This window comes from Vulcanisaeta souniana JCM 11219 (assembly GCF_026000775.1).
Taxonomy (GTDB): Archaea; Thermoproteota; Thermoprotei; order Thermoproteales; family Thermocladiaceae; genus Vulcanisaeta; species Vulcanisaeta souniana.
The window spans coordinates 15,130-39,664 of record NZ_AP026830.1 but is presented as its reverse complement, the minus strand read 5'-3'; the positions used below and the strand labels follow the sequence as shown (position 1 = coordinate 39,664).

Annotated in this window: 26 protein-coding genes; 12 read left to right on the top strand and 14 right to left on the bottom strand. The window is 44.9% G+C overall.

Annotated elements, in window-relative coordinates:
• The first annotated feature begins 37 nt into the window (after positions 1–37).
• Positions 38–895, top strand: a complete 858-nt coding sequence (locus Vsou_RS00215) for a class I SAM-dependent methyltransferase (RefSeq protein WP_229709839.1) — start codon at positions 38–40, stop codon at positions 893–895.
• A 40-nt stretch (positions 896–935) separates the two neighbouring features.
• Positions 936–1,307, top strand: coding sequence for a BlaI/MecI/CopY family transcriptional regulator (locus tag Vsou_RS00210; RefSeq protein ID WP_243681111.1), 372 nt, complete (start codon positions 936–938; stop codon positions 1,305–1,307).
• Positions 1,308–1,333: 26 nt separating this feature from the next.
• Here the strand turns inward: Vsou_RS00210 and Vsou_RS00205 are convergent, their stop codons facing one another.
• From Vsou_RS00205 to Vsou_RS00155, 11 genes are all read right to left on the bottom strand, one after another.
• A complete protein-coding gene (locus Vsou_RS00205; RefSeq protein ID WP_188603440.1) occupies positions 1,334–1,801 on the bottom strand; it encodes a DUF2153 family protein in 468 nt (155 codons plus the stop codon).
• Between the two features lie 58 nt (positions 1,802–1,859).
• The gene (locus tag Vsou_RS00200; protein WP_229709838.1) at positions 1,860–3,638 is read right to left on the bottom strand and encodes a DUF2070 family protein; all 1,779 of its coding nucleotides are present in this window, start codon (positions 3,636–3,638) and stop codon (positions 1,860–1,862) included.
• A gap of 35 nt (positions 3,639–3,673) precedes the next feature.
• Complete coding sequence (gene meaB, locus Vsou_RS00195; protein WP_188603439.1) at positions 3,674–4,975, bottom strand: methylmalonyl Co-A mutase-associated GTPase MeaB; 1,302 nt, start codon at positions 4,973–4,975, stop codon at positions 3,674–3,676.
• Positions 4,975–5,367, bottom strand: coding sequence for a cobalamin B12-binding domain-containing protein (locus Vsou_RS00190; protein WP_054844376.1), 393 nt, complete (start codon positions 5,365–5,367; stop codon positions 4,975–4,977). Before Vsou_RS00190 ends, meaB begins: the two co-directional genes overlap by 1 nt.
• A 41-nt stretch (positions 5,368–5,408) precedes the next feature.
• Positions 5,409–7,079 (bottom strand): acyl-CoA mutase large subunit family protein, encoded by a 1,671-nt coding sequence (locus Vsou_RS00185; RefSeq protein ID WP_188603438.1) that lies wholly within the window; start codon positions 7,077–7,079, stop codon positions 5,409–5,411.
• Positions 7,080–7,096: 17 nt separating this feature from the next.
• Entirely contained in the window at positions 7,097–7,726 is a 630-nt protein-coding gene (locus Vsou_RS00180; RefSeq protein WP_188603437.1) for a cobalamin adenosyltransferase, read from the bottom strand.
• A gap of 41 nt (positions 7,727–7,767) precedes the next feature.
• Entirely contained in the window at positions 7,768–9,606 is a 1,839-nt protein-coding gene (locus Vsou_RS00175) for an aldehyde ferredoxin oxidoreductase family protein (protein WP_188603436.1), read from the bottom strand.
• Between the two features lie 85 nt (positions 9,607–9,691).
• Positions 9,692–10,447 (bottom strand): ABC transporter ATP-binding protein, encoded by a 756-nt coding sequence (locus Vsou_RS00170; protein WP_229709837.1) that lies wholly within the window; start codon positions 10,445–10,447, stop codon positions 9,692–9,694.
• Positions 10,440–11,441, bottom strand: a complete 1,002-nt coding sequence (locus tag Vsou_RS00165) for a FecCD family ABC transporter permease (protein WP_188603434.1) — start codon at positions 11,439–11,441, stop codon at positions 10,440–10,442. The genes Vsou_RS00170 and Vsou_RS00165 overlap by 8 nt, the downstream gene beginning before the upstream one ends.
• Positions 11,438–12,520 carry an ABC transporter substrate-binding protein gene (locus tag Vsou_RS00160; RefSeq protein WP_188603433.1) on the bottom strand — a complete coding sequence of 361 codons (1,083 nt, stop codon included), beginning with the start codon at positions 12,518–12,520 and terminating at the stop codon, positions 11,438–11,440. The genes Vsou_RS00165 and Vsou_RS00160 overlap by 4 nt, the downstream gene beginning before the upstream one ends.
• An 82-nt stretch (positions 12,521–12,602) precedes the next feature.
• On the bottom strand, positions 12,603–14,138 hold the full coding sequence (locus tag Vsou_RS00155; RefSeq protein ID WP_188603432.1) for a gamma-glutamyltransferase family protein: 1,536 nt from the start codon (positions 14,136–14,138) through the stop codon (positions 12,603–12,605).
• 114 nt (positions 14,139–14,252) lie between these two features.
• Between Vsou_RS00155 and Vsou_RS00150 the strand changes: the two genes are divergently transcribed.
• Both Vsou_RS00150 and Vsou_RS00145 read left to right on the top strand, forming a co-directional pair.
• On the top strand, positions 14,253–15,194 hold the full coding sequence (locus Vsou_RS00150; RefSeq protein WP_188603431.1) for a hypothetical protein: 942 nt from the start codon (positions 14,253–14,255) through the stop codon (positions 15,192–15,194).
• A 50-nt stretch (positions 15,195–15,244) separates the two neighbouring features.
• The gene (locus Vsou_RS00145) at positions 15,245–16,597 is read left to right on the top strand and encodes an FAD-dependent oxidoreductase (protein WP_188603430.1); all 1,353 of its coding nucleotides are present in this window, start codon (positions 15,245–15,247) and stop codon (positions 16,595–16,597) included.
• A gap of 46 nt (positions 16,598–16,643) precedes the next feature.
• On the opposite strand, the gene Vsou_RS00140 is transcribed toward Vsou_RS00145, so the two are convergent.
• The 3 genes from Vsou_RS00140 to Vsou_RS00130 all read right to left on the bottom strand — a co-directional run bounded on the left by Vsou_RS00140 (position 16,644) and on the right by Vsou_RS00130 (position 18,947).
• The gene (locus tag Vsou_RS00140; RefSeq protein ID WP_188603429.1) at positions 16,644–17,180 is read right to left on the bottom strand and encodes a transcription factor TFIIE; all 537 of its coding nucleotides are present in this window, start codon (positions 17,178–17,180) and stop codon (positions 16,644–16,646) included.
• A gap of 25 nt (positions 17,181–17,205) precedes the next feature.
• Entirely contained in the window at positions 17,206–18,309 is a 1,104-nt protein-coding gene (gene hflX, locus Vsou_RS00135) for a GTPase HflX (protein WP_229709835.1), read from the bottom strand.
• Between the two features lie 98 nt (positions 18,310–18,407).
• Positions 18,408–18,947: a multiprotein bridging factor aMBF1 gene (locus Vsou_RS00130; protein ID WP_188603427.1), complete on the bottom strand. Its 540-nt coding sequence runs from the start codon at positions 18,945–18,947 to the stop codon at positions 18,408–18,410.
• Between the two features lie 95 nt (positions 18,948–19,042).
• Between Vsou_RS00130 and rpl18a the strand changes: the two genes are divergently transcribed.
• The 8 genes from rpl18a (at position 19,043) to Vsou_RS00090 (ending at position 24,423) form a co-directional block, all read left to right on the top strand.
• The gene (gene rpl18a / locus Vsou_RS00125; RefSeq protein WP_188603528.1) at positions 19,043–19,282 is read left to right on the top strand and encodes a 50S ribosomal protein L18Ae; all 240 of its coding nucleotides are present in this window, start codon (positions 19,043–19,045) and stop codon (positions 19,280–19,282) included.
• Between the two features lie 8 nt (positions 19,283–19,290).
• Positions 19,291–19,746: a prefoldin subunit alpha gene (gene pfdA, locus Vsou_RS00120; RefSeq protein WP_188603426.1), complete on the top strand. Its 456-nt coding sequence runs from the start codon at positions 19,291–19,293 to the stop codon at positions 19,744–19,746.
• Between the two features lie 13 nt (positions 19,747–19,759).
• On the top strand, positions 19,760–20,677 hold the full coding sequence (gene ftsY / locus Vsou_RS00115; protein WP_188603425.1) for a signal recognition particle-docking protein FtsY: 918 nt from the start codon (positions 19,760–19,762) through the stop codon (positions 20,675–20,677).
• A gap of 49 nt (positions 20,678–20,726) precedes the next feature.
• Positions 20,727–21,032 carry a preprotein translocase subunit SecE gene (locus Vsou_RS00110; RefSeq protein WP_188603424.1) on the top strand — a complete coding sequence of 102 codons (306 nt, stop codon included), beginning with the start codon at positions 20,727–20,729 and terminating at the stop codon, positions 21,030–21,032.
• Between the two features lie 51 nt (positions 21,033–21,083).
• The gene (locus tag Vsou_RS00105; protein WP_188603423.1) at positions 21,084–21,551 is read left to right on the top strand and encodes a transcription elongation factor Spt5; all 468 of its coding nucleotides are present in this window, start codon (positions 21,084–21,086) and stop codon (positions 21,549–21,551) included.
• A gap of 47 nt (positions 21,552–21,598) precedes the next feature.
• Entirely contained in the window at positions 21,599–22,117 is a 519-nt protein-coding gene (locus Vsou_RS00100) for a 50S ribosomal protein L11 (protein WP_188603422.1), read from the top strand.
• Between the two features lie 102 nt (positions 22,118–22,219).
• Positions 22,220–22,879 (top strand): 50S ribosomal protein L1, encoded by a 660-nt coding sequence (locus Vsou_RS00095; RefSeq protein WP_188603421.1) that lies wholly within the window; start codon positions 22,220–22,222, stop codon positions 22,877–22,879.
• Positions 22,880–23,436: 557 nt separating this feature from the next.
• Positions 23,437–24,423: an amidohydrolase family protein gene (locus tag Vsou_RS00090; protein WP_188603420.1), complete on the top strand. Its 987-nt coding sequence runs from the start codon at positions 23,437–23,439 to the stop codon at positions 24,421–24,423.
• Positions 24,424–24,535 lie beyond the last annotated feature (112 nt).

Below are 24,535 nucleotides of genomic sequence, written 5' to 3'. Positions count from 1 at the left end.
GGTCAGTAGTTAATTTAATAGAATCCCGGAATTAACCATGATTGATATAATGCCAACGCTTAAGGAGTTAATTAAGCCCTTGATTCCCAGGGAACTCTGGGATAAAATACCGAGGAGTTTTGACATAGTTGGTTCCAGGTCAGGCGCTGTGGCAATAATAGAGATACCGCCGGAGCTCGAGGATTACAAGCTGATTATTGGTGAAGCAATAATCAAGTTGAATAAGCATGTTAAAACGGTGCTTAGGAAGGTTGGGGCAAGGGAGGGCGAGTTTAGGCTTTATAGGTTTGAGGTCTTGGTCCCTGGGCCAACCGAGGTTATTCATAGGGAGGGTAATTACCTGATCAAGGTTGATCCAACAAAGACCTATTTCTCTTCCAGGGATCAGGGTGATAGGGAGGATATTGCCAGGCAAGTAATGCCCGGCGAGGTCATTCTATACCCATTTGCAGGTGTTGGTCCGTACGCAGTCGCCATATTGAGGAAACAGCCCTTTACTAGGTTGGTAATTGCGATCGAATTGAATGAGTATGCCTATTACTACATGCTTGATAACATCAAGCTGAATAAGCTGGAGGGCAAGGTGTTACCCCTTCTTGGGGACGCGGCTAGGTTGATGCAACTTTTCTGCGGGGTGGATAGGGTAATACTTACATTACCGTTGGGTGCCCACAAATTCCTAGGGCAGTCACTGATGTGTGTCAAGAATGGCGGTATTGTGCATTTCTACCACCTTGGCACTGAGGAGAACCCTTACGGCGATGCCGAGGCAATAGCCATGAGCTACTGCAGGGAGTTGGGATATGATTGTCTCATCCTCGGTAGAAGGATTGTTAGGGATTATGCTCCATATGTGTATAAGGTTAGGCTAGATATTAGAGTTGGTAAGTTTTAGACCTGTGTGTTAGGTTTATAAAACTACGCGCGTAATTCGCATGATGGTGCAAAATGAACGCAAAAGAAGGCTACTATTGATGATTGGACCGCTCGAGGCTGAGGTAATTGGGATACTTAATGAACTTAAGGAGGCCACTGCAATGATGATATGGGAGGAATTGACAAAGAGGGGTAAGAAGACTGCGTATACTACGGTTTTAACAGTATTAAGTAGGTTATACACGAGGGGGTTCATTAATAAGCGTGAGAAGATTATTAATAATGTCAGGCAGTTTGTCTATGAGCTCTCAATACCTTATGACGTTAAGAGCGAAATAATCAAGGAGCATATTGGTTTAATAATTAAGATGTTTGGTAATGATGCCATACAAATAATAAGAGATTATTTAAACGAAATCAGTACAAAATAAGGAGTTAAGTAAACTTTAAGGAACGTTCACATAAACCTAGGTACTTCCCCTTGTTCTCCCTGTTGCCCCCTCTGCTGCGCAATACCCCTTTGTTCAATATAAAGCCTTAGTATGTCTGGGATTTCGTTCTCATTCTCCATCTTCTTGAGTATGTCCACGTACCTGCTCGTGTGGTCTATATCGAGCCTAACGAACTCTATGGCTATATCCCTAAGTCTCTCCTCCAACTCCTTTAGCATTTCTATGGGCATTATTGAGGTTATCATCGGGTTATTCAGCCAGGACTCAAAGTCCTTAAGTGCCCTCTCTATGTAGTAAAGCATTGCCTGCGAGGAAAGCAGTAGTGATAATCTATCTTGGCTAACTATGTAGTCGCCATACTTCTGCAGCTCATCCATGAACTTCCTCTGGTCCTTAACCCAATTCTCCAACCTAGTTATTAATCCAGCTATGTGAGCTCTAATTGCCTGCCTTTTTAGGTCTTCGGAACCCATATCCCTTCCAGGACAAATACGTAGCCCTCTCTATTAAACCTTTTGTATTTATTAAGCATTAAAGAATACCGAGCGCAATCCCAAGGGCGATCATGGTAAGTATGGGTAGTACCATCAAGACGGTGAAGTGCTTCTTCCAATCAATCATGCCCAACTCAGCGGCCCTCACCATATCATTAAAGGAATCACCAATTAAACGAATACCCTGAACAACAACCGGGTAATACTTAACACGCATCGTCCTCATGTCGTCCAGGCACTGCTTAACATTCCTCCTTATATGTCTCATTATTAAATCATGATTGATCGAATCACCAACAACCTTGTAACCCCTATTTCTCGTGAACCTGGCAATACCCGTATACTGGTGATTATCGGTTGTTAAAACTTCAACAATGTCAAAGTAATTCCTAAATTCATTAATTATGGCGTCGGCTAACTCCCTTCTTAAGTTATTACCATCAAAAACAACCAGAAGCACTCTCTTTTCATTTACCTCTAGTCCCCACGTTATCAAGCCATTGTCTCCGATCTCAAACTGTATTGGTCCAAAGGCATACTTAGGTGTGTGAATGAGGCACATCTTCATCTCAAGTCTCTGTTGTTCCAATTCCCCAATTTTGCTTAGTAATGAGGCGAGTTCGTTTATATCATCCTCATTCCAAGTATTGTCATCAGAGTAATAATTCTGCGCATCAATTAGTATAATGTTATTCCAGTCAAGTTTAGTTCTTCTCTTCAATTCTTCATAAATCCTAAGTGGAATATCGTCACTCGATTTAACAAGCCTGCTAACGATCACTAGGGACTTATCGCACAGCGGTACATGCGTTATCCTGAAGTTACGACTATGTAACTGAACAGGCAACCTACCAATACACTCACCATCCGCGGTCTCATTACCCAGTGTCTCCTTAACCTTGAGGGTAACAGCCCTAACCACCTTACGTACATCAACCCTCGTAGCTGGGTCTAGTTCATGACTACCAATGCCGTGCAGATAGACAATGGGCTTCACATAGCGACTCAATTCATTAACAAGGTCACTTATTAAGTAACCGCCGCCAACCTTAGCTATGGGGCCTGCATGTAACTCAGGTATTGTAACCACGCCTGCGCCACCGCCATCGCTTAGCACAAATAGGTGTACCTTAGTATCCCTAACCACGGCGTTCCTACTTAACTCCCTCTCAAATGGTTCGGAGTATTCAAAGAGCGATGCATAGAGATATGAACTAAATAGTTTAAGAATGTTCACACCACCATATGAGGCCTCGAACTTAAAAATCACGTAATAAATAAATAGAAATGAAAAAACGTAAAACACGGAGTCCAAAATGGCGTACTTTATGAGACTCACGGTGCCAATCAATAGGTATGAAAAGGCCTGAGTAACTAGGACACTTGGTAAAGTATACAGTGGGTAGATAATGTATTTCTTCATGGAACTACCATTGTGCTCAAGGCCCCTTAATACCATTATCATTGCACTTAACGGGAGAACAAACGATAACGCACCGAAACCCACTATGAATTTATGGGTAACCAGGGTAATTAGTAGATCAATGAATACCACAAGCGATGTATTGAATAATGACAACGTAGTACCAAAGCCTTTATATGATTGAGTATATATCATTGCCCTAAGGGTTACTAGGACCGCCAGAAACATAATACTGTATATAACGAGTGCCTTGAGGTAGGTAATGATTGGTTCATGGGCATATAGGCTCATTAAGTATGGAATTACTATTATTGCAAGTAACAATGAATACCTTGTAAGGCTCCCTCCCCTAAATATCATTGAGTATCCATGCTCAAACGATCTACTCTTCACGCAAGCTCAACCCTGTACTCAGCATTATTTAAAGATCACTCATTAAGTACCTGGCGCTTTACCAATTCGAGGAGGACGCCATTTAGGCTCTTGGGGTGTATGAATACAACAACACCCTCAGCGCCCTTACTTGGTCCACCAATGATTACTAAGCCAGAGCCTTTAGCGGTCTTAATGAATTCATCGAGGTCATCAACCTCAAGGGCAATATGGTGAATACCCTCACCTCTGCTTTCCAAGAACCTAGCCACGGTAGATCCGGGATTAAGCGGCTCAAGTAACTCAATCCTTGTATTACCAAGCCACACCATTGCGATCTTAACACCTTGCTCTTCAACAATCATTGGTTCACTAACCCTAAGTCCCAATCTCCTGAATTTCTCGACGGCGCTATCGAGGTTCTTAACGGCGATGGCCACATGATCAAGTCTCGGCTTGCCGGCATTAAGTAGTCTCCTTGCAGCCTCCTGTGGTGATAACCTACCATTCACAACCTCCTTCTCCAAATCCCTTCTCTCGCTGAGACTTTTCTCAAGTAAGTCATAGGCGTAAAGCCTCATCTCAAGCACCCTCCTGCTGATTAGCATCTCATTCAGTTTACCATTATTCATTAACTCCCTAAACCTATCGTCAATTACCTTAATTAAATCATCAACACCATAACCATACAGACCGGACACCCTAACCACGATGGGTTTCCAGGAATCACTCTTTATCTCCTTCACCATATCAATCATGGCCATCAAGTCCCTATACGTAGATTCGGCAACTTGATTATCGGATTTGGAGACTACATAGATATCACCGATTTCCATAAGCCCACTCTTAAGTGCCTGGATCTCATCACCAGAGAGTGGCGGCACCAGGACAAGTATTGTATCGGCAACATACTTAACATCAGTATCCGATTGACCAGCCCCAACGGTCTCAAGGAATATATAATCAGCACCGGCGTACTCAAGTACGTTTATTGCGGCTATTGTTGCGTAGTTAAGTCCTCCGCGGATACCCCTCGTGGCCATACTCCTAATGTATATGTTGGGCCTGGAGGTGAGTTCCTGCATCCTAATCCTATTACCCATAAATGAACCGCCGGTGAATGGACTAGAGGGATCAATGGTGAGGATGGCTATTCTCCTGTCCTGTGGTATTTTCCGAGCCATTGAGTATATTAATGTACTCTTACCTGCACCTGGAGGACCAGTTACGCCAATTACGTGGCTTCTACGTTGATTCTCCAATGGCAACTCAATGCCCTCCTCAGCGAGAGTTATTAACTTAGCAATGGCGAGTTTATCCCAACTCCGGGCCCTCTTCAGTAAGTCCCCTAAATCCATCAGGAAGCACCCACAAGTTTCTTTACGATATCAATTATTTCCCTAAGCGGTGTACCAGGCCCATACACAGCGGCAACACCCATCTTCAGCAAGGCATCCCTATCCTCAGGAGGTATTATACCACCAACAAGCACTGGAATATTCACGCCCCTTTCCCTCATGATCTTCATTAACTCACCTACAAGCTCCATGTGAGAACCCGACAATATACTGACGCCAATTAACTTAGCGTCCTCCTGAATTGCCGTCTCAATAACCTGGCTGGGCGTCTGCCGAATACCCGTGTAAACAACCTCAAAGCCAGCCTCAGCCAATGCCCTAGCAATCACCTTAGCGCCTCTGTCATGGCCGTCAAGGCCAAGTTTAGCAATAATGATCTTAGGCTTAGGCATATGCATTATTAGTTGCGTTATCATGTTCTATAAATCTTTCCTCAGTAAATACTTGGAGGCCTATACTCGCCCCAAACATCACGTAGCACCCCCGATACCTCACCAATGGTAGCCCTAGCCCTAATGGCGTTTAGTATGTATGGAAATACGTTCTCGTTCTCCCCATCAGCCGTTCTCCTCAACTCCCTGATTGCCCTTTCCCAAGCCTCCCTATCACGGTTCTCCCTAACCTCCCTAACACGCCTAATACTCCTCTCCCTAGATACTGGGTCAACCCTATGAAGCTCAATATTGGGCTCCCGCTCTTCCCTAAACATATTAACCCCAATAATACTAATCTTACCCTCCTCGACCATTCTTTGGTACTGATATGCAGATTCAGCAATGGCCCTCTGTGGATAACCGATTTCCACAGCCTTCGTCATGCCGCCAAGCCTATCCACATAATCAATGATCTTCATGGTTTCCTCCTCAATGATGTCCGTAAGCCACTCAATGTAGTACGAACCACCCAATGGATCTATCGAGTCAATAACACCACTCTCATAGGCTATCACTTGTTGAACTCTCAGTGCTAGCTTAACCGACTTCTCCGTAGGCAACGCAAGTGCTTCGTCATAGGCATTAACATGAAGTGATTGGGCACCACCTAGTACAGCGGCCAATGCCTGTATCGTAGTCCTAATAATATTAACCTCAGGTTGCTGGGCGGTCAATGCAGCTCCGGATGTCTGTACATGGAACTTCATTTTCATGGACTCCGACTTATTGGCGCCAAATCGTTCCCTCATTATCCTTGCATATAACCTACGGGCTGCCCTGAACTTGGCAACCTCCTCAAAGAGGTTCGTGGTTGCTGCGAAGAAGAAGGATAGGCCTGACGCAAAGTCGTCAACGTTCATTTTCCACCTATTTATGACCCAATTGGTGTACTCAATGGCGTCGGCCAGTGTGAAGGCCAGTTCCTGGACAGCCGTGGCGCCGGCCTCCCTGAAGTGATAACCACTGATGCTTATTGGGTGCCACTTGGGTAGGTTCTTTGATGTGTATGCTATTATGTCCGTTGTATATCTCATTGAGTGCAGTGGTGGGTATATGTATAGGTTCCTGGCTATGAATTCCTTGAGTATGTCGTTTTGAATAGTGCCATCAAGCACAGCCTTATCAATACCTCTACTCTCGGCGACCGTTATGTACATAGCCAGTATCTCGGCTGCTGTCGCATTTATTGTGAATGAGGTTGTTATTTTTCTGATGTCGATATTGTCGAAAAGTATTGACATTGAGGCGACCTCGGGTATTGATACACCCACTTTACCAACTTCAGGGTATGCAAGTTCATGATCAGGGTCAAGACCTAACTGCGTTGGTAAGTCGAAGGCGACACTTAAGCCTGTCTGTCCCTGGGAAATGAGGAACTTGTACCTCCTATTGGTGTCCTCAGGCGAGCCAAAACCTGAGTACTCCCTAAACGTCCATAGCCTCGATCTATACATACTAGGGTATATGCCTCTGGTAAATGGGTATTCGCCGGGGAAGCCAAGTGTACTCAGGTAATCGTCCCTAACATCGAGCGGTGTATAGAGGGGCTTTATGTCAATGCCAAATAATGTGGCAAACTTTCTCCACTCAGGTATCTTCTTAAGTGTAGGCAATAGGAATTCTCTAACCCACTCGTCGTACTTTTCCTTAATTTTCTCCGTGTTTCCCATTAATAATTTACAAATAATTATTTGCTAATAAATCTGTTCTCATTTGTTGTACTACCCAGCAGGTAGTTCACAGCATCGTCCACGGACCTAAACACCTTACCACCCAGGCAATACATTGCCTGGGCCACCAGCTTATCGGCATGATTCATGACGCTGATAACATTTACCGATAATGAATACTCCTCAAGCATTGAGGACGCGATCCTACCGCACTCCCTTAATTTGACCCTTAGTGTGTCGAGGATCTGGAGCTCGGGGGTCGTCGCAATCACCCAACCAAGTGGCCCCTTAAATCCTCGGCATAGATCCATGATCCTATCCATCAATAGATCCTCAATACTCCTCACCTTGTTTAACCTATCATCGCTGCCCTGAACCAGGTAGGCATTCAATTGCATTGCCAGTGCCATCACTATCGAGGCCAATTCACCCACGGCATTACCACTGAAGTTAAGCCTAGCGTTATTAGCTATGTTTGAGAGTTCGTCCAAGCATCCCATAAGCCTTATTGGTGCTGAGTCCTTACGTACCCTAACCCTCTTGCCAAATAGCGGTATTACGCTATAACCGCTGTCGCCAGGGCATTTAATCGAATCATCAACTTCCCTGCAGTCTGCAAATAACGGTAAACGACAACTATCGCTCATTACTAATCAAGTATGTATTATAAAACTATATTTATATAAGTTTAATTAAGATTAACCTTAGATCCCAATTGCGGAATAACAAAATTAAGCCCCAATCTTATCAGGGTTTCCTTCCTCGGAATACCCCTTTCATCCCAGCCCCTCAATTCATAGTACCAATTAAGTAATCTTTGGTAACCATCGTAGTCAAGCTTTGCACCCCTAAGTGGTCCCCTGCTCAGTGGTCTCTTGAACCACTTTTGTGGCGGGGTGTCATAGGCCCTATCCCAATGGCCGTACTCCCTAACCCAGAACGCCCTAATCAATGTGTAGATTCTATTGCTTATCGTGCTTAGGGTTTCCATGTTCATATCCATGCCCGTGGCAGCCCTAAATAAGCGGAAGTACCAATCTAGCTCGAGACCGACCTCTACCCATGGGAACCTACACGTCACTATTGTCTCGAACAACCCACCCCTAATGTTCTGCATCTCCACAAGCTTCTCCGCCTTCTCCCTGGTATAATCAAACCTACCCCTCTGAACCTCCCAGGATATTAACCAAGCATCCTTGTGATGGGCCCCGATGGGACTCGTGGAGAATGCCAAAGCCATGCCGGGCGCCGCGTGACAATCATACGCACTTATCTCAAGACCCTTAACATGCATCGCGAATTCAGTGGCCTCGGGCCCCAACACCATTGATGCAGCCCTAACGCCCTTACCAAGCAATTTACCCAGTTCAGTTCTTTGTAGTGCTATGTCCGTAGCAACTTCAACAGCCCTCTTATAATCACCCCACTCGATCCCCTCCTTAAGGAGGCCCCTCTCCGAAGCCTCCATTGCGAAACCTAGGGTGGAGCCAAGGCTTATTGTGTCCATGCCCATCATATCCGCGATCCTATTGAGGTGAGCCACCTTTGCTAGATCGCCAATACCGAGGTTGCTGCCAAGCATTGCTATATTCTCATAATCCAACTCAGCGGGTTCGTTCTCGGTGTCCTTAACCACGTGGCCGCAGGCCATAACGCATTGTGGACATGACCTTGTCATGACCTTATTCTTCTCAACTGAGAAGCCGCCAATTTTTTCATAATCGTCGAATTGGCCTTCGGTGTAATTATACGTGGGTAATACGCTGGCTTCCTGAGCCCATTCTACCGTCGACGTTGTCCCTTGCCTCATCCAGAATGGGTAGTTCGGCTTAGACTTCGTTGCCACTATGGCGTCGACGCCCATCTTCCTAAGCATTGGGTCGGCAACCTTAACGTCACCTTGACCCCTCATGATAATGGCCTTCAGGTTCTTACTGCCCATGACTGCGCCCATGCCAGGCCTACCGCCACTGCGCCCCTTCTGGGCAACAATCGTTGCAAACCTCACGAGTCTCTCGCCGGCAGGGCCTATGAGGACCATGCCAACGTCACTGCCATGCATAGTCTTCAACTTGTCCTCGGTAGTGAAGGTATCAAGCCCCCACAAGTCCTCCGCATTATTAAAATCAACCCTGAACTCATCACCCTTATTCTCAATGTATAGGTATGTTGGTTTCTCTGCCTTGCCCTCAATTATCATCATATCAATACCTGCCCTCCTCATATGAACTGCCAGCCACGTACCGATATTGCCATCTCCATAACCACCCGTCAACGGGCTTTTAGAGGCTACGAGTAACTTACCACTATTGGGTATTGGTAATGCCGTCAGTGGGCCAACAGCCAGGATCAACTTATTAAGTGGACTTAATGGATCGACACCTGGCGGTAATTCATCCCATAGGGTTTTCGCTGCAAAGCCCCTACCACCAATGTAATTCTGTGCAAGTGATGGGTCCAGTGATTGTACAATAAACCTCCTTTTGGAAAGATCAATCCTTAATACGCGTCCGCCCCATCCAAACATAGCGATGGTTATGTAGGTTCACATTAAATAAATTTTTCTTAGTATGTCAAAATAAGATAAATAGGTATTAATAAGAAAGGAGTAATTACCTGTCATTACGTACATGAATGAGCCTATATCCATTTACCTCAAGAACCTCCACGTCAATTCCATACAACTCACTCAAAACCTTGCTATTAATTATATCCCCTGGGGCGCCCATGGCCATTACCTCCCCATCCCTTATAGCCACAACCCAGTCACTGGCCAGCGCCAGGTCAATATCATGCCCAGTGGCTATTACCGTGATTCCCCGATCGCTAACAACTCTCCTTAGGATCAGGATAACCCTGTACTTATTACCGAGGTCTAGGTTAGAGGTTGGTTCATCAAGTAGTAGTAATGGCGCCTTTGATGACAATGCCCTAGCTATTAAGGTAAGTCTCTTCTGGCCAGTACTTAATTCATCAAACCTCTTACCAACAATATTACCCACACCTAGGTATCTAAGGGTGGCGATCGCCTCGTCCCTGCTCACCCAACCACCACTATTTCGTGAACTCATGACTACATCAAGAACCGTTAACGCCATTTGCGAATAAATCTCTGCTGGTGAGTAAGATACATACTTCGGTAGATCCCCAATGGATAATTCACTAATTTCCCTACCATCGATATACGCATAACCACCAAAGACCTTAGCATACTTTATTATCGCCCTAAGCAGCGTGGTTTTCCCAGACCCATTGGGGCCAAGTATCGTAGTTAAACTCGGCCTTGGTATGCTTAATGTAATGTCCTTAATTACTGGTTCATCATAACCAATCCTGGCATTCACAAACCTAACAACGTAATTACTCACCGCGACCACCCCTAAGCAGCACTAGTAATACGGGAACCCCAAAGAGACTTGTTATAGCCGTTATTGGCATAATAACGCCAGAAACCAGGACCTTACTAACGACATTTGCGTAGAGCATTATTGTGGAGCCTGACATCATTGATAGCGGCATAACTCTTGAATTATCGGAACTCGATATCAATAGGCGAGTTAGGTGAGGTGTTACAAGGCCGATGAAACCTATGATGCCCGTAAATGAAACAGTCACCGCAGTTAATAACCCAGTCAGTACAATTAACAGGTTCCTAAATGACCTAGGGCTAATACCACCAGCCTGGGCAACCTCATCACTAATCATTAACAGGTTAATCTCACGACTACTGATAACAATGTACGCAAGGACTGGTAGGCTCACGCTCAACATCACGACATCATCGCTCCAATTAATGCCACTTATGGTGCCAAACAGTAGGTAAACAATGGCAGGTAATGTTGGGATTATTGTCAATAAGTACGTGTCCAGTATCATGACTATTGACGAGAATAGTATTGAAACAGCAATACCGGCTAAAATAAGGGATAACCAATTACCCCTGCTGAAGGTTACGACTATTGCGATGGCAAGCATTGCACCTAGAAATGATAGTATTGGCATTAGTATTATCGGCGATGATACCTCAACCCTAAACAACGTATACATTAGCAAGCCCAGTATTGCGCCAAATAATGCCCCAGATGCGGTGCCAGTTATGTAGGGCTCGGCAAGTGGGTTCCTAAACACTGCCTGCATCACAGCACCAGCAATCGCCAAATTGGCACCAACCACTATACAGGCTAGGATCTCCGGCAACCTAATATCTATTATTATGATCCTATACGTCTCTGTAAGATCGAATAAAGCCCCCAATGGTATTACCACTTCACCAATGAAGAGATTTAGAATGATACCTATTAATAATAGTGGTATGAATAACCAAAGGAATTTTACAATTAAGTTATTAACCGTGATGATCACCCATTATTCAACGTGATATTTAGGTTGGGCCTAACGTATTGATTAACCCACTGGGCGCTTATGTAATGCGGTATAGCCGTTGAATTAAGGCCGAATGCACTCGGGTGAAGTATCATGGCAAGAAGTAGGGCGCCGTAAACCGATAATGGGCCTGGCTCCTCAATGAGGCTCTCGGCAAAATTCCCAAGTATGTATATGTGGTTCTCCATAGCGGCATTTGTACTGTTTATTCCGGGGATTGAGAGTATTGCCTGGAGGGTTGCCGTGTAGTTACCCATGAAGTTATCGGCAATTATATAATCAGGGTTAGCGGTGAGTAATTGACTTGAACTAACTGTGGGATACATACCGCTGAATGGGTCGTAACCGCCGGCTATCGCAATGTAGTAACCAACGAATGAGGAGTTCCCAGCGGCATAGATTGGGTTGTACCACGATATGTAGGCCACGGTTACCCTGGGCCCACTTAAAACCTTACTTCTTACGTAATTAATGACGCCGCTCATGTTATTAATTATCTCTTCACCCCTCTTCGGAACACCAAGTGCCTTAGCCATGAGCATTACATCATTCTCAATACCAGTTATGTTGGTATTAGCTGTACCACCTATGAATATTAATGTAATATCGGCCGCACTTAATTCATTAGTGTCCTGTTCCAACTGCGGCTGAAAACCGGCGTCCACGCATAGTAATGATGGGTGTGCCGTTATTATTGTCTCTATTGGTATCGATTCATATATTGAACTAATCGTGGTAATATTACCTGGAACCGTAACATTTAGGTAATGAAGTAATTGCTCAGAATATACGTCAATCAGTACAACCCTATTTCCAAAGCCGAGCGTGTATATTATTTGTGCGCAGTCGGGAGCTATAATGCCCAGGGTAGTTGGTTGGGAGTATATGGTAATGTTACGACCTAGATAATCAGTCACGGTAACTGGGTATTCAATGCCAGTATTCTTTATGCCTTGCCCAGCGATGTTTGACTGAATGGTGTAGTATATCGCGATTATGGCTATGGCAATAACTATGGTAATCCCCACGATTAACGTCTTCGAAATGCCCCTTACCATACGGTGATAGGATAGGCATCCTATTTATAAGAATTTCCCAGACCACAACCATTAACCTAATCAATTATTTAATACCATAAAACTACTGACCAAGAGCTAGCCCATCGCCTCTTATGTCGGCATACAGTAGTTTCCTGCCACCATTAAGGAACGCAGCTATACTTGCCACCCCTGTTCTGCCCGGGTACTTAATTACCTGGTGCGGTTCAGTTAGGCCTGTTACTTCATAGCCCTCCTCAATGGTTAGTGACTTTCTATCCCACAGGAACCTGGGCGCATCAATAGCCTCCACAGGGCTTAGTCCGTAATCAATTATATTCGTTATGAATAACGTATGCTGCTGAGGCCTGAAGTGGGCCCCTGAGGTTCCCAAGGCGTACCTTGGTTCTCCATCCTTCGTTATTATTACCGCACTCAACGTATGGAGAGGTCTCTTCCTCGGCATCAATGCGTTCGGCCCATCCATTGAGAAGTCAGATGCCCTATCGTTTAATGTAATCCCATACCTTGGCTCGGTAACCAATGAGCCGAAATGCTGATACAGACTTTGGATCGCGCTTACTACGTTACCCTCCTTATCAACAATCACGAAATACGTGGTATCACCAGAAGCACCCAATTGCCTATTACCATAACGTGACTTAAATTCCGACAATAAAAAGTCCGGGTCAAGTAATTTATTTATTGGTGCGTCAATGAACCTAGGATCACCAACGTACCTATCCCTAAGCTCATAGGCAACCCTGTAGGCACCTAGGTAGGTTTCTATTCTCCTACGCGACCAGGGATCCCCGGTATCCCTAATATACTCAAGTAGCTTTAGGATCATTAGTGTGGTCACTCCCTGCGTGTTCGGTGGTGATTCGTATATGGTTAATCCCTTATAATCAATACTCAATGGGTCACGCCACTCAGGCTCATACTCCATTAAATCACTCATCTCCATAACCCCACTCCTAGACTGCACGTAATTCACAAGAGCTTCACCAACCTCACCCCTGTATAGTACGTCAGGGCCGTGTTCCATTATTAATTCTAGGGTTTTAATCAACGGTTCAATTCTAATTAGATCCCAGGGCTTAGCGTTAATCGGGTACACGGTCTTGAAATCGCTGTCATTAGCCACCTCGTTCTTTACCAATTCAATCGCCTTTACAAAGCTGGGACCCACTGGAAACCCACCCCTTGCGGCGTCAACTACGGGTTTCACGAGAGACCTCCATTCATTTGAGCCAAATCGCTTCCACAATGCATGCAAACCTGCCAGTAATCCAGGGACCACCGGCGATAATGGGCCTCTTAATGGAACTGCGTTCAACCCCCTCTGTCTCAGCAACTCCCTACTCAATCCCTTAGGCGCCCACCCACTGGCGTTTAGGAAGTAAACCCTCCCCTCCCTCGCCGTGTATATCATGGCGAAGAAATCTCCGCCGAGACCACCCAGGTGCGGCTGTGTGAGGGCTAGTGCAAGGGACGTTGTTATTGTTGCGTCGATGGCATTACCACCGAGACTAAGTACATCAACACCTAACTTGCTTGCAACGGGGTGCTCAGAGGCAACGCCACCGGATTCAGTGATCCAGGGAGGCTTAACTCCAGGTATTATTGGTAATGGCACGCACCGATCATACTGGTTGATTTTTAGAATATTGCGCAGCAAATAATTAATGCAATATGGAGGATCATTTAAATTATGGGTAAATAAAGTATTATCACTTAGGGATAAAGTGCCATGTTGTCCAGTCATTCGTGGAGTTATGGTGGGAGACTTCGCGGTGAGTCCACGGTAAACCTGGGATTGATAAATGCACTAGCACTATTATTCAATAGGCAACGTGTCAAGTTAAGGGTTGCATTACTGACTCTCGACATAATTCTCAATTTGCTAGGTTCAGGTTACCCTAGGTTTATGCCAAGTGATGAGGAATACGCCGTAATAGCCAGGGATACTGAGGAGGCGCTTATGAAGGATTACGATGTTGATAAGTACGTAACCCTGGACATCACTAGGGAGGGTCATGAACGCACTTATGTCATAACCGTAAGCGCAAGCCCATCATTAATGGCTGAGTTAATGATAATGTGCCACCATGATTGTGAATATTATGTTGATGAAAGAATAATTACAGCAAGGAACAATGCTAATGCCTATTTCCAACTAGTGGCGAGGACCTTGTCAATACTGGGTAGGGTATTTAATATTGGTGTTCCTAGGGTGTTACTTGTCCATAACCCAACGATTTATGGCAAGGTCCTTATAATTAATGAAAACGAGGTGATCGCACTATCAATCTGGGACCTGCTCAGGATAACAGATATAGTCTCTAGAGGGGATCTCACGGTAAACGATATTAGTGATATCATTGATACCGTGGTTCATGAATTCCTTCATTATCTACTAGATAGTCAATGCCTGATCACGTCGACGTTTATGGAAATGACTAAGAGGATACCTAGCGTGGTTGATTATGGTATTATCCATGAATTAATAGCATGGACACTGGCGCCACGTGTAAGTAGTTACGTGGCCGAGTGCATTAGGTATGGTTATGCAAGTGGTGCGAGTACTGACAATAGGCTTGTAATTCAGTACCCCATCAAGAGACGACACTTGTTGACTGCCAGGAAAATAATTGATGAGCTATTGGGAAGGCTTGATGGTAGTTGTGAGTAATGTAAGACAACGGAAAAGCTAATTAAGCCATAGGAGTCTTGGGTGAATATATGGGTAAACGTGTTGTGATTGTTGGTGGTGGAGCTGCCGGTGCGTCGGCGGCTGCTAGGGCTAGAAGACTTGACCCTGAGGCCGAAATCGTAATGCTTGACAAGGGTTTATTCATAAGTCATGCACCGTGCGGGATACCGTATTACCTGGGCGGCATTGTTAAGGAGGCGCAGGACCTCGCGATATATACTCCGGAGGAATTCGCCAAGGAGAGAAGGATAACCGTTAAGATCAACACGGAGGCCTTTGACATTGATTCCAAGAACCAAGTGGTGTATGCGAGGGAGGGTAATAATGTTGTTAAGTATCAGTGGGACGTATTGATAATAGCCACTGGAGCAAGGCCAATAACGCTCCCTGTCGAGGGTAATGACCTAAATGGCATATTAACACTTAGGCTTCCGCATGAGGCGACCAGGCTAAGGGAGGAGGTTGAGAGGGCAGGCACTATTGCGGTGGTTGGCGGTGGTTACATAGGCCTTGAGGTTGCCGAGGCACTCAGGAACCTTGGTAAGAAGGTGCTTCTCTTTGAAATGATGACCCACGTATTACCAACAACGTTTGATGAGGATATGGCTAAGCTAATACATGATGAGCTCATTAAGAATGGTGTTGAGCTTCACCTTGGTGAGAAGGTTGTTGGCTTCAGGGGTGTTAATGGATCCGTGAATAAGGTTGTGACTGAGAAGGGTGAGTATGAAGTTGATAAAGTCGTGATGGGTGTCGGCGTTAGGCCAGACGTGGATCTTGCGGTTAAGGCCGGGGCTAGGCTCGGTGAGACCAAGGCTGTTTGGGTTAATGAATACATGGAGACCTCTGTACCAAATGTGTATGCTGCGGGTGACGTTGCTGAGACCTGGAGCCTAATTACTGGGAGGAGGATGTACGTTGCCCTGGCGCCACCGGCTAATAAAATGGGGCAGGTGGCAGGCGCCAACGCTATTAAGGGTAAGTTCCTGAAGTTCCCTGGTGTATTGGGCACAGCAATAACGAAGGTCTTCGATCTCTACGTAGCGAGGACTGGGCTCACTGAGAGGCAGGCCAGGGAGGAAGGTCTCAAGCCCGTGTCCGCAAGTATTAAGGCTAGAACAACGGCTCATTACTACCCAGGTGGTGTTCAGGTTAGTATTAAGATGACGATGGATGAGACGAGCGGTAGGATACTTGGTGTTCAGATTGTTGGTCCCGATAGGATTGTTGCCGGTTATATAGACGCCGCAGCAGCGCTTATCGGTAAGGGCGCAACTGTTGATGATTTCTTCTTTGCTGATTTATCATACTCACCGCCGACGGCCCCTGTATGGCATCCGCTCATTACGGCGGCCAGGGTGTTATCTAAAGGCAGGTACTAGTTGGTTCTAGTAATGTCTGGAAAATTAGTAAAATTAGTAATTGATTTTATTCCGTTTCTTCTCCACGTAGATTTTTAATGATGTTACTTAGAAAGGCTATTTCTGATGGTGTATCGATCTGCATTAATTCAGTATCATCCCTCGGGCACCTAAAGTCGTACTCATATGCCTCATCCAGTGTATAACCCCTGAAGCAGGTTGGGCATATATAAAGCGTGGTTGAACTCAGGGTATTTATCCTATGCATCAACTTTGTTGTTACTTTATTAATATGCTGACTTAGGAATTTCCTAATAAAATCCTTGTTAAGGAACCACTTATACTCATACCTGTATTGATCCACGGATTCCCTGGCTAGACCCACAAGGCCCGTCTTATGCATTACATGCAATATCCTCCTAATTTCCGTGGCGCTTGTTCCCAGTATTAAAGCCAGCGTCTCATCGGGTATTGCCTCATTCCTCTCTATTAATGTCCTGAGGATCTTAACCGCCAATTCCCCGGTTTCCTCATTATCATACTCAAAGGATATCCTCCTCTTTGCATACTCTAGGAATAATGATGTCTCTAGGTCCTCAACCATTAATTATGGATTGCCCTGGAGGAATTTATTCCTTACTATTTCTGTACCTATTACTGACGATCAGTCGCTCCAGCATGCCTCGTATGGTACCCTTTAGGTCATTAATACCAATGCCTGCCCTGGCGGATATCATTACGTAATCATTAAACTCCCGCCTAACAAGGTCAACCTTATCCTTAATATCGAGCTCACTCGCTAGGTCTATCTTATTGAGAACAGGCAATATCTTGCTTTTCGAGATACCAAGGTCGCTGAATATCCCTACGGAGCTCATGAACTTCCTGGAGAACTCCTGATACTCGTCACTAATATCCATCATAAAGAGCACGAGGTCTGCATTGAGGACCTCAGCGATTGTTGCATAGAAGGACTCAATGAGTAATGGTGGTAAATCATCAATGAACCCTATGGTGTCCGTTAGTATTGCGTTAACGCCATTAAAATTAACGAGCCTTGAGTACGTGTCTAGTGTCGCAAAGGGCTTACCATCTACATACTTATTCTCCCTGGCAAGCTTGTTGAACAGCGTTGTCTTACCAGCTGAGGTATAGCCTGTGAGCGCCACCTGGGGTAAGCCATAGTCCCTCCTCCTAGTTACTAGCATCTCTCTCCTTCTCCTAATGGTCTCAAGTTCCCTCCTTATGTGAGACGCCCTCCTAATCATGTGCCTGTAATACGCTTCCACTGCGTATTCACCGCCGCCGTAAAAACCAATCTGCTCGCCCATCTTTGCAAACCTAATAATCTCCCTAACCCTTGGTATCTCAAGCCTAAGTCTCGTCAACTCAATCTGGAGCTTAGCCTCTTTACTACCAGCCCTCTTCTCAAAAATCTCAAGTATTAATAGTACCCTATCTATAACCTTGGTCCTTAACCTGCGTTCAAGGTTCACGTACTGTATTGGGTTTAATTGATGGTATGTAATCACGGCGTCAGGCACTGAGGCCTTAACGATTGATTCAACCTCATTTAATTTACCAACACCCAGGTAATAACGCGAATCCGGTTTTCTCCTCTGTATTATCGCTTCAATGACCTCATAACCACCAGCCTCACTGAGCAATTGGAATTCCCTAATCCTGTTTTCCTCAACGTCATCGGCAATAAGCAATATAGCCTTATTAACCACTGGGGATACTTGTGGCATTCGTTATTTAAAACTATTCCACCGCAACTCCGGATTGCCTAAAAATACGTAAAGATTTAAGTCTTCCCCATCAGTACCATTTATTGTCTGTTCTTGTCTTTCTCGCGGAGTGTCACTACATCGCCTAGGGTCAATGCCTTACCAACGGGCTTCTGGGTCTCTGTACCCGCATCCTCGGTCTCCCTCAGGAGACTAATTCCGAGCGCCTTCTCGAGTTTCCTTGCAAGTTCAATATCCGGTATTAACTGCCCATCCTCAATTCTCTTTAGGATACTCTCCTTAACGCCAATTACCTTGGCAAGTACGTCCCTACCCATACCAAGGCTCTCCCTGGCGTCCCTAATTAACTCGGCGTAATTCTCAACAATCTCATACCTGTCAGCATTTATCTTCGGCTTATTAACCCTATACGTGGTGCCTCTCCTTGATTCATACTTGGTCACGGTCACTGCCTTTTGAGGTGATTGAATCTGCGCCGGGCCCTTGATCACCTTAACGCCCTTGACGCCAGTATACTTACGGGCGCACTTCTGGCATAATGTTAACACAGCGCCGTCTATCTCAACAATCACAGGCTCGCCCTCTATTACTGCGCCACAAACATCGCATGTGAGAACCATTGCTTAATCACCTATTGAAGTATGGGCATTACTCCTTTAAAAACATATTGGGAAAAGGTTAAATACTTCATGCCTACTTGCTCCACGTGCCGGTTATGATTTACAGGGTTACGGGGCGTATGAGGATTGGGATGCAGTGGCAGAGATTTTCACTTGAGTTGCTGGCAAGCAAGCCCAATGAGGCTATTGAAAAGGCATACAGTGACCTGGGGAGCAGGCATAAGTTAAAGAGGAGTATGATAAAGATCGAGGACGTTAGGGAGGTAAGTAAGGACGAGGTTAAGCATAATGAAGTTTCTCAGTTAATGTCCATAGAGGCATTGGTTAAGTGGTGAGGCGCTTAATGTCACAGCAACCACAGCGAATAGTAATAACCAGGGAGGACATTGAGAGGCTCGTTGAGGAGAGAAATTCATTGGCCTCTCTACTCGATGTTGTTAGGCAGAACCTGGCATTAATAACGCAATCAATAAATGAATTGAAAAGTGCCAAGGACATGTTGACGCTAATGAGCAAGGGTGAGGTTCAAGACACGTATGCTGGGGTTGGCGGCGGTGTATTCATTAAGGCCTCCTTGACCCAGGGCGAGAGGGTATTGGTTAGCGTCGGGGCGAACTTCGTCATTGAAATGGATGTTTCACACGCCATTGGCTATATTGATGATAGGATTAAGGAACTTGAGGACCTAAGATCAAAGCTTGACGCCCAGTCAGCGGATATAACAAAGAAGATATCGGACATTGATAACTTCCTGCTGTACATAAGCACGGCAATTAGGCAACAACAGACTGGTCAATAAGGGTGGCCCTTAAATGTTTGATAAGTTGAGGAATGCCTTCAAGTCATTTACAAATACCATAGTAAACTCAATAACAACCACCGAGTTAAGTGAGGATAAGCTTAGTGAGATTCGTGATAATTTGTTCATGCAACTTGTTGAGTCTGATGTGGCTGTTGACGTGGCTGAGGCAATATGCGACGCAATAATTAACTACCTAAGGGGACTCAAGGTGCCTAGGTTCGGTGATAAGGAGTTAATGATAAGGAATGGCATCCTCGAGGTCATGAATAAGCTATTCAGTGAAATACAAGATGTGGATCTCATAAGTGAGGTAACTAGGGAGCTCCAGGTGAAGAAACCAGTTATCCTCTTGTTCCTGGGGCCAAATGGTTATGGGAAGACCACGACTATAGCCAAGGTAACTCATCAACTAATGAAGAGGGGTTACACGGCTGTTTGGGCCGCTGCGGACACCTATAGGGCTGGCGCCATCGAGCAGCTGGAGGGCCACGCGGCCAGACTTGGTATTAGGGTTATAAAGCATGGTTATGGCTCCGACCCAGCCGCTGTTGCCTACGATGCCATAAACCACGCCAAGAATAAGGGCATTGATTACGTGATGATAGATACGGCTGGTAGGATGCACACGGATGTAAACCTAATGAATGAACTAAGTAAGGTACAGAGGGTTAGTAAGCCGGACTTATCCATATTCATCGCCGACGCATTATTGGGCAATGAGGCGCTGGACATTGCTAAGTACTATAGTAAGTACGTGAGGATTGATGGCTTAATAGTCACTAAGGTTGATGCATACCCAAAGGGCGGTGCCATTTTGACCTTCCTATACGAACTCAAGAGACCCATTTATTTCCTGGGCACGGGGCAAAACTACGATGATCTAAGGCCATTCAACAAAATGGAGTTCTTTAGGCAATTAATACTGTGATTGCGGCTAGAAAAGGCTTTATAATCCAACTGTTAGCGGTTCAAATGTAATGAGCAGCGAAAGTTGGGGCAAGAGGATAATTAATTGGTTAAGTATGGTGGTTTGGATATTCAGGGTGTCCAAGAAGCCCACTAGGGATAACTACATGGTGATTTTGAAACTCGGTTCCCTAATAGTGGCTGTTCTTGGGGTTTACTCCTTTCTATTTAGTGTTGCCCAGCAGTATCTAACCAGCAGCGCAAACTTTAGCCTACCATACCCACTAAACCTAATTGTGATCCTGACAATAGTTATAATACTGGTCATAATGCTCGTGCTAGTGGTACTAAGTACAAGGGGGCTGGGTCGTAGATGAGGTAAGCCAGGATAAGCAAGTTTTATAACCCATTGCCCTAATTGGGGTTCAATGAGTGGCCCAGAGCAGTCATTAGCCTGCAGGGTGTACGCCCTTAGGGCAGTGGGTAACCAGGAGTATAACGTGGCCTTTATGCTTAAGTCCAGGGCTGAGCATAAGGGGCTTGATAAGGTTAAGATAAGCGCAATAGTTGTTTTACCCTCTCTGAAGGGTTTCGTGTTTGTTGAAGGCACGATGCCCTATGAAATCCAGGACTTAGCCACAAACATAAAGCATTACAGGGGCATGGTTAGGGGAGTAATGAATGCCGATGAGTTACTTGGCAGTTTGGTTAAGCCCGTGGAGATCAGTATTGGTGATGTGGTTGAGATAATCGTTGAACCATTTAGGGGCTATAGGGGTAAGGTGGTGGATATCGATAAGCAGAGGGGGCAGGTTTACCTGGAGTTACTTGATTCATCAAGCACGATGCCCATAATCGTGAACATCAAGGGCGTCAGGAAGGTCGAGGGCAAGTAAATAATAGGCAAAAACGTTAAATACCTACATTAGGCGAGTCCTACGATATGGCGAAGAGAGTAGTCAAGATTGCAGTTGCGCCAGGCAAGGCAGGTGGACCAGCGGTTCAGCAGTTAAGTCAGTATGGCGTTGACGTTAATAAGGTCACTGAGGAAATAAACAGAAAGACCAAGATACTGGCCGGCTACGGTATTAACAACGTGTTTGTGGAGGTGGAGATTGATGAAGACACAAAGGGCTTCGAAGTTAAGCCGGAGCTGCCGCCAATCTCCGAATTAATAGTTAAGGCTATTGGTAAGGATATGGGTAGCCACCAAGCGGTTAAGGAGATAATTGGTGATATAAGTATTGATAAACTTGCCGAGATAGCCTACATAAAATGGGAGGAGCTTAAGAGTAGGCACTTTAAGAATGCCCTTAAGCAGGTAATAAGCGCCTGCAGGAGTGTTGGCGTTACGATCAACGGCAAAGACCCAAAGCAGGTCCTAAAGGAATTAGAGTCCGGTTCCTATGACAACATTATAACTAAGTATGAGGAGTTACTTAAACAGGAGGGCAGGTTATAATTCAAACCTTTAAGCTGTATTTTGCATTATTGCCTTAAAATAATAGGTCGACAAGTTTAGGAAAAATGCTTTAATAAGGGGTATTCTTACAGTGCAATGATTATGAGCCTAAACCTTGATGCAATAACAAAGGCTGTCACGGAGGCAAAGTCGAAGGCCAAGAAGAGGAGGTTTAAGCAGAGTTACGAGTTAATAGTTAAGTTTAGGGACTTTGACGTTAAGAACCAGGCCAATAGGTTTAACATGACTATTACATTACCCCACGCACTGCAGGGCAAGGAACCCAAGATCTGCGTTATAGCCACAGGCGCAATGGTACTTGCAGCCAGGGAGGCCAAGGCCGATGCCATACTCACTAGGGAGGACATCGAAAAGCTATCCGGCAACAAGAAGGAGGTTAGGAGACTAGCTAATTCCTATGATTACTTCATAGCAACCCCAGACTTAATGGTCCTAATAGGTAGGGTCATGGGTCAAATACTCGGTCCTAGGAACAAGATACCTGAGGCTATTCAACCTAATGCTGACATTAAGACCGTGATTGATAGACTGAAGAGGAGCGTTAGGATCAGGGTTAAGGATCAACCACAGATCATGTGCAAGGTTGGTACTGAGGACATGGACCCAAAGCAGGTCGCCGAGAACATAGCCGCGGTCCTAAGCGAAATACTCAATAAAGTTAGACCTGAACAATTGAGAGCCGTGGTCATAAAGCTAACTATGAGTTCACCTGTAAGTGTGAATCCGTTTATATCACGATAATTAAAATTTATGACTAAGTTCAAACTCGGTTTCCCGCGTTCATAGTTATGTCATGTAGTTATCATACTATTGAATTATATCGTATGCCTTTATTGGGCGAATTGGTCCTTCCCATCTGACTCCCTTTTGTGGGTACTTGGGTTGAATACCATCACGGCCTTATAGATCACCCAAAAATATTTCGGCACCATTCTCACTATTTTTCTTTAATTTACTTAATTTCTTGAGAACGAGATTCTTAATCAGTGGTGGCATTGATTATTCCCTTAGCCAAGTTAATGGTGTAATACCCATTTTCGTTCCATGTTATTTAATATCCATGGCTTCAACGCATCAAGCATGGCTCCTAAGCCTTAATCATGTTGGAACCCTTCTGGCTTAATGGAGTTTGCTGAGCATTGTGGTACTTATGAACCTCATTATCCAGTTCCCTTACAATCCTTAGAGTTTGCCAAGTTTCGGTAATTATATGTTGGAGTTCCTAATTGTCTTATTTCAAATAATAACTCCCTAGCAGTAGGAGGCTTTTTAAATGCAAGAACGGTTTGTAAAGATTTGTGAGGAACAACTTTAAGAAAATTATCGCTCTTGAGGAGCACTTTTCCGTTCCAGATAAAATTACTAAAAAATACAAGATGGTACCCCCCTCATTTAGCTATGCTCAAGATCCTGGTGTTAAGAGGAGGCTACTAGATATTGAGACCCTTAGGATTTCTGAAATGAACGAAGCAGGGGTAGATCTGCAAGTACTCTCTCTCGTAGCTCCAGGAAGGGAACAATTAGAGATTGAAGAAGCCGTAGCCTTTTCGAGGGAGGTTAATGACTACATTGCAGATATAATAATGAAATATCCTGAAAGGTTTGCCGCCTTTGCCGCGCTCCCAATTGACGATCCAGAAAAGGCAGTTGACGAACTTGAAAGGACAGTAAAGCAATACAATTTTAAAGGCACGATGATAAGTGGTAACTATAAGGGTAGGTATCTTGACGATCCATTTTTTGAGCCCTTGTTACAAGGAGCTGAGGATCTTGGGGTTCCTATATATCTGCACCCAAATATGCCTCCTGTCCCTGTCTTTGAAGCTTACTATGAAAATGGACTGAGGAAGGAGGTCGCGATGATTTTTTCCACAGCAGGTTTTGGTTGGCACATTGACACTGCTGTTCATGTACTGCGGATGATTCTTGCCGGAGTTTTTGATAGGCATCCTAAACTCCAGGTCATAATAGGCCACCTAGGAGAGGGAATTTCATTTTTTATGGAGAGACTCGATAGAGTACTTCCTCCAAGGCTAACAGGTCTTGAAAAACCCATTAGCGCTTATCTTAAGGAGAATGTAAACTACACGATAAGTGGGTTCAACTTTATTCCCGCGTTCCTTGACCTTTATATGCACGTTGGGGCAGAAAGAATAATGTTTTCTACGGATTACCCATACTCATCTATGAAGGAAGCTGTCCAATTCCTTAATCAACTACCAATAAGCGATAAGGATAAAGAAAAGATCGCGCATGAAAACGCAGAGAGACTTATGCGTTTCTGAACATTTCGTTTAATAATCCTCTTACCTAGGATGCTAGGTTGCACTAACCCTAAGGTAAACAGTGCCATTAAATAATGGAAGTATTACCTTCAATACCGTTGGTGGAAAGACA

Bases quoted from the DNA above. Each gene is read 5' to 3' on its own strand.
- Vsou_RS00150 (WP_188603431.1), top strand. From the start codon at position 14,253: ATGTTGTCCAGTCATTCGTGGAGTTATGGTGGGAGACTTCGCGGTGAG.
- ftsY (WP_188603425.1), top strand. From the start codon at position 19,760: ATGTTTGATAAGTTGAGGAATGCCTTCAAGTCATTTACAAATACCATA.
- meaB (WP_188603439.1), bottom strand. From the start codon at position 4,975: ATGGATTTAGGGGACTTACTGAAGAGGGCCCGGAGTTGGGATAAACTC.
- Vsou_RS00140 (WP_188603429.1), bottom strand. From the start codon at position 17,180: ATGGTTGAGGACCTAGAGACATCATTATTCCTAGAGTATGCAAAGAGG.
- Vsou_RS00160 (WP_188603433.1), bottom strand. From the start codon at position 12,520: ATGGTAAGGGGCATTTCGAAGACGTTAATCGTGGGGATTACCATAGTT.
- Vsou_RS00185 (WP_188603438.1), bottom strand. From the start codon at position 7,079: ATGGGAAACACGGAGAAAATTAAGGAAAAGTACGACGAGTGGGTTAGA.
- Vsou_RS00130 (WP_188603427.1), bottom strand. From the start codon at position 18,947: ATGGTTCTCACATGCGATGTTTGTGGCGCAGTAATAGAGGGCGAGCCT.
- Vsou_RS00100 (WP_188603422.1), top strand. From the start codon at position 21,599: ATGGCGAAGAGAGTAGTCAAGATTGCAGTTGCGCCAGGCAAGGCAGGT.
- Vsou_RS00110 (WP_188603424.1), top strand. From the start codon at position 20,727: ATGAGCAGCGAAAGTTGGGGCAAGAGGATAATTAATTGGTTAAGTATG.
- Vsou_RS00175 (WP_188603436.1), bottom strand. From the start codon at position 9,606: ATGTTTGGATGGGGCGGACGCGTATTAAGGATTGATCTTTCCAAAAGG.
- Vsou_RS00190 (WP_054844376.1), bottom strand. From the start codon at position 5,367: ATGCCTAAGCCTAAGATCATTATTGCTAAACTTGGCCTTGACGGCCAT.
- Vsou_RS00145 (WP_188603430.1), top strand. From the start codon at position 15,245: ATGGGTAAACGTGTTGTGATTGTTGGTGGTGGAGCTGCCGGTGCGTCG.
- rpl18a (WP_188603528.1), top strand. From the start codon at position 19,043: ATGATTTACAGGGTTACGGGGCGTATGAGGATTGGGATGCAGTGGCAG.
- Vsou_RS00105 (WP_188603423.1), top strand. From the start codon at position 21,084: ATGAGTGGCCCAGAGCAGTCATTAGCCTGCAGGGTGTACGCCCTTAGG.
- pfdA (WP_188603426.1), top strand. From the start codon at position 19,291: ATGTCACAGCAACCACAGCGAATAGTAATAACCAGGGAGGACATTGAG.
- Vsou_RS00215 (WP_229709839.1), top strand. From the start codon at position 38: ATGATTGATATAATGCCAACGCTTAAGGAGTTAATTAAGCCCTTGATT.
- Vsou_RS00210 (WP_243681111.1), top strand. From the start codon at position 936: ATGATGGTGCAAAATGAACGCAAAAGAAGGCTACTATTGATGATTGGA.
- Vsou_RS00205 (WP_188603440.1), bottom strand. From the start codon at position 1,801: ATGGGTTCCGAAGACCTAAAAAGGCAGGCAATTAGAGCTCACATAGCT.
- Vsou_RS00180 (WP_188603437.1), bottom strand. From the start codon at position 7,726: ATGAGCGATAGTTGTCGTTTACCGTTATTTGCAGACTGCAGGGAAGTT.
- Vsou_RS00095 (WP_188603421.1), top strand. From the start codon at position 22,220: ATGAGCCTAAACCTTGATGCAATAACAAAGGCTGTCACGGAGGCAAAG.